Annotated in this window: 4 protein-coding genes; 3 read left to right on the top strand and 1 reads right to left on the bottom strand. The window is 63.0% G+C overall.

Going from position 1 to position 4659, the window contains the following annotated elements; all coding sequences use genetic code 11:
- Positions 1-549, bottom strand: a 549-nt coding sequence (locus EN780_RS27965) for an HdeD family acid-resistance protein (RefSeq protein WP_133372740.1), incomplete at its 3' end; no start/stop codon positions are given.
- A gap of 242 nt (positions 550-791) precedes the next feature.
- Between EN780_RS27965 and EN780_RS27960 the strand changes: the two genes are divergently transcribed.
- From EN780_RS27960 to EN780_RS27950, 3 genes are all read left to right on the top strand, one after another.
- The gene (locus EN780_RS27960) at positions 792-2708 is read left to right on the top strand and encodes an adenylate/guanylate cyclase domain-containing protein (protein WP_128275912.1); all 1917 of its coding nucleotides are present in this window, start codon (positions 792-794) and stop codon (positions 2706-2708) included.
- 114 nt (positions 2709-2822) lie between these two features.
- Positions 2823-4373 carry an acid phosphatase gene (locus EN780_RS27955; protein WP_245500161.1) on the top strand — a complete coding sequence of 517 codons (1551 nt, stop codon included), beginning with the start codon at positions 2823-2825 and terminating at the stop codon, positions 4371-4373.
- A 23-nt stretch (positions 4374-4396) separates the two neighbouring features.
- Positions 4397-4609: a hypothetical protein gene (locus tag EN780_RS27950; protein WP_127309921.1), complete on the top strand. Its 213-nt coding sequence runs from the start codon at positions 4397-4399 to the stop codon at positions 4607-4609.
- The last annotated feature ends 50 nt before the right edge of the window (positions 4610-4659 follow it).

The following is a 4659-nucleotide window of genomic DNA, read 5'->3' as shown; positions in this document are numbered from 1 at the left end:
CTTCAGCGCCAGTCCGATGGCGATGAAGCTCCATCCCTGGAAGACGAGGTCGATGGCCAGGAACAGGCCGAGCACCCACAGGCTGTTGACCGGCCAGCCCATGGCGATGACGAGGCCGGCGAGCGCGCTGATGACGCCGGCCGCGACCAGCCAGCCCCAGCCTTTCTCCGGCCGGTGGTGGAAGCCTACCCAGGCCCTGAGCACGCCCGAGGCGACAAGCGAGGTCGCCAGCAGCAAGGTCAGCACCGCCGAGGCGAGCGCCGGATTGTCGAAGGCGAAGAAGCCGGCCACGGCGTAGAGCAGGCCGCTCGCCAGCCAGTAGAGGAAGCGCCCCCAGGTCTTGACCCCGAAGGCGTGGATGATCTCGATCACCCCTGCCATCAGCATCATCCAGCCGACGAGATAGACCGAGGCGACGGTGGCGATGAGCAGATTGCCGAAGGCGATGCCGCCGAAGATCAAGAGCAGCACGCCGAGCGCCACGAACCATCCCCATTTGTCCCGTGTCCGGCCGATTGCGTCTTTCAGGGCATCGCCTTGCAGGGTCATGGCTGCATCTCCTCCAGAATTCGCCGCGCGTCATGCCGCAATGAGGGTAATCCCGATGGCATTGCGCGTCCAGCGAGCAGGACAAAAGCACGCTTGGCAGCCGCAGGCTCGTCCAGCGCAGTGTGGAAGCGACCTTTCCGACCACCGGGCCAATGGACGACATCCTGGCCTGGCGGGGGGCCTCTCGTCAGCGTGCTGGGTTAGGTGTACCATTTTGGCCAGTTTGGGTCCGGGGCAGGATGATGAATGTCCCTCCATTGAACCGGAAACTGCTGGCGATCCTTGCGTTGGATATGGTCGGCTATTCAAAGGCGACCGAGATTGACGAAGCTGGGACCATCGGGCGCCTGAGAGCTATCCGGGCCGACGTAACCGATACAGCGATCGCTCTGCATCAGGGTCGAATTGTCAAGCTGTTGGGAGATGGCGCACTTGTCGTCTTCGACAGCGTGGTCGATGCGGTGATCTGCGCAGCCGAAATTCAGAAAGCTGTGGCCGTTCGCAATGGCGGATTGCCGGAGCATGAGCGGATTGTGTTCCGCATCGGGATCAATCTTGGCGATGTGGCGCTGGTGGATGGCGATGTGTATGGCGACGGCGTCAACGTCGCCGCTCGCATAGAGCAACTGGCCGATCCGGGCGGGGTGATGGTGTCAGGTACGGCCTACGACCATTTGCAGGGCAAGCTTGATTGGCCACTCGATTTCGTCGGCGAGCAGCAGGTCAAGAATATCAACCGCCCGGTGCGGATGTACCGGGTGAGGCTCGATGGCAAGCGGGTGCACCGGACCTTACGCCAGGCGATGCCGCACTGGACCAGGACGGCTGCGGCGGCGATCGTGGTGCTGGCTCTGGTGGGTGGGGGGACCTGGTGGTTCTTTCAGCCCACGTCACTGGGGGCCAAGCCGTCGGTCGCGGTGCTGCCTTTCAATAATTATGGCGACGAGGCCAGCGGGCGTCTGGCCGATGGCTTGACTGAGGATATCATCACCGACCTTGCGCGGTTTCCCGAACTTGACGTCGTGGCCCGGAATTCGACGGAAGTCTACAAGGGCAAGCCGGTGGATGCCCGCCAGGTCGCACATGCGCTCCATGTCGGTTTCGTACTGGAAGGCTCCATCCAGCGGCAAGATGAGCGGGTGCGGGTCACCGCGCAGTTGATCGATGCACAGACCGGCAACCACCTTTGGTCGGATCGTTGGGACCGGCCCGCTGAGGACGTGTTCGCCGTCCAGACCGAGATCGCAGAGCAAGTCTCCAACCGTCTGGGCGGCGGCGTAGGGTTGATTCAAACGGCCGGGCGGGCCGCGGCCAAACGCAAACGACCTGAAAACCTGAACGCTTATGACTATTATCTGCTCGGGACCGAGAAGATTGAAGAGATCACCGTAGCCGATGAGCAGGAGGCAATCGCGCTTCTCAACCGCGCCATCGAGCTGGACCCCGGCCTGGCCCGCGCCTGGGTAGAACTTTACCATGCTCACGTCATATTGGCTGGCTTCGGTATCAATCCCGAGAGCGAGACCAAGGCGGCCGCCGATGTGGCCGAACGCGCGGTGCGGCTCGATCCAGGCGACGCTGAGGCACACGCCGTGTTTGGGATGAGTCTCAGCAACAAGGGCGACATCGCCCGTGCCAAGGCTGAACTGGATACGGCTCTCCGTCTTGCTCCCGGTTCGTCCGAAATCCTGACATTCTATACCGGCTATGCGGCACGCTTCGGTGAACCCGAACGCGGCGCTCAGATGGTCGACCAGGTCAGGCGGCTCGACCCGAACCATCCGATGTGGACGTCCAACTTCTTCGGCCCTGCCTATTTTATGGCCGGCCGGTATGAGGACGCGTTGAAGATGCTGGAGCGCATGGCGCCTGACAACTACGACAAGTGGAGGTGGGTGGTGTTTAGCGGCACCCTTGCGGCTCTGGGTCGGATGGATGAGGCGAAGGCTTCGGTTAGGGAAACTCTCAAGCAGTACCCCGACCTGACCGTCGAGAGCATGATCAATGAAGTCGGCTTGAGCACTAGTGAGCGCAGCCGGTTTATTGAAACGATGCCGCTCGCCGGCTTTCCGTCTTGCGCCAAGCCCGAGGCGCTGGCGAAACTCGCCAAACCTGTGCGGCTGCCGGAATGCGAGGCGCAGCCTCTCGGGCAGCCGTAGAACAGCCCGGCCATTGGCGGACCGCCGCCCATGGCGTTGCCCGTCCAACGCGGCAGCTATTGCCAATATGCCGCGAAGCTGGTGTCATCCCATTTGCACCACGGAGGTATGACGATGAAGCGATCCCATGGGCTCGCCCTGTTTTCCTCGACTCTCGTCCTGTGCGCTGCGGCTTCGGTTCCCGCGCCCGCAGCGCAGCCCGGCGATCCGCCAGCCAACATCGCCAAGATAGAAACGGTGGTCGTTATCTTCGCCGAGAACCGCGCCTTCGACAATCTCTATGGTCACTTCCCTGGAGCCGAGGGCATCGACCAGGCAAGCAAGGAAAGCCTGCAGCAGCGTGACCGTGACGGATCCGTGCTGTCCGAACTGCCGCCTGTCTGGGACGGGCTGACTGCCAAGGGCGTCACACCGCCGGTGACGCAGGCGATGACCGAGCACCTTCCGAACGCGCCGTTCACCGTGAACGACCCCAAGGGGTTCAACGTTCCGCTCAGCGTCGCAACGCACGATCTCTGGCACCGCTACTACCAGAACCAGATGCAGATCAACGGCGGCAAGAACGACATGTTCGTAGCCTGGGCCGATTCAGGCGCCATGCCGATGAGCAACTGGGACGCCTCCAAGACCGACATGTGGGCGGTGGCGCAAAAATACGTGCTGGCCGACCATTTCTTCATGGGCGGTTTCGGCGGTTCCTTTTTCAACCATCAGTGGCTGATCTGCGCCTGCGCGCCTTACTACGCGGATGCCGACAAGAACCCGGCCAAGCCGTCGATCTCGGTGACGGACGATGGCGGCACAGCGCTGAAGCTCGCCGACAATTCACCGAAATCGGTGCGCGACGGTATCCCGAAATTCGTCTCCGACGGCAATCTGACGCCGGATTTCTACGCGGTGAACACGATGCAGCCGCCATACCAGCCGAGCGGCAATGATCCGGCGCCCGGCGGCGATCCGCTCCTCGCTGACCCGTCCAAGCCGACCACGCTGCCGCCGCAGACGGAGCCGACCATCGGCGATATGCTCAGTCTCAAGCAGGTCAGCTGGGCATGGTATTCGGGCGCCTGGCAGTACACGCTCGACCATGGCAATCACACGCCGATCCCGAATTTCCAGTACCATCACCAGCCGTTCAACTATTACGCCAACTACGCGCCGGGCACCGAGGCCAGGCGGGAACACCTGCGCGACGCCGGGCTGGCTGGCGTGAGCTTCATTCAGGCGATCGACGACGGCGCCCTGCCTCAGGTCTCCTTCTACAAGCCGCAGGGCAATCTCAACGAGCATTCCGGCTATGCCGACATCCAGGCCGGCGACCGCCATATCGCCGATGTCATCAGCCATCTCGAGAAGAGCCCGCAATGGCCGCATATGCTGGTCGTTGTCGCCTATGACGAGAACGGCGGCATCTGGGATCACGTCGCGCCGCCCAAAGGCGACCGCTGGGGACCGGGCACGCGCATCCCCGCGATCATCGTTTCGCCTTTTGCCAAGCATGGCTATGTCGATCAAACGCCCTATGACACGACGTCGATCCTGCGCTTCATCACCGAGCGTTTCGAATTGCCGGTCCTGCATGGCATCGTGGTTCGCGACAGGGCAGTGGCAGCGCATGGCGAACCGCCGCTCGGCGATCTCACCGGTGGGCTCGACCTGAATTGAGGGCGCGTATCTGGAGGACGAAGATGGACGTCGACAGGGTTGTTGCCCTGGTCACTGCTGGCGGCATCGAACTCACAGACCGCCGCCGCAACGCCAAGGGCGACGGTTGGTCGCTTAGTTTCTCCAACGGCGCCACCGTGGAGGTGGGTGACGACGGGTCGGCACGCATTGCCGGGAAGGGCGCCAGGGCCGTGGCCAGGCTGCTCGACCTGCCGACCGCGCCGCGCGCCAGCTGAGCCAGGCGACGTCGCCGCCTGGCCGCCACTGCCGTCATTTGGGATTTCTG

It is taken from the genome of Mesorhizobium sp. M4B.F.Ca.ET.089.01.1.1 (assembly GCF_004022605.1).
Lineage (GTDB): Bacteria > Pseudomonadota > Alphaproteobacteria > Rhizobiales > Rhizobiaceae > Mesorhizobium > Mesorhizobium abyssinicae.
The sequence above is the reverse complement of the archived record's forward strand: the minus strand, read 5'-3'. Positions and strand labels throughout refer to the sequence as shown.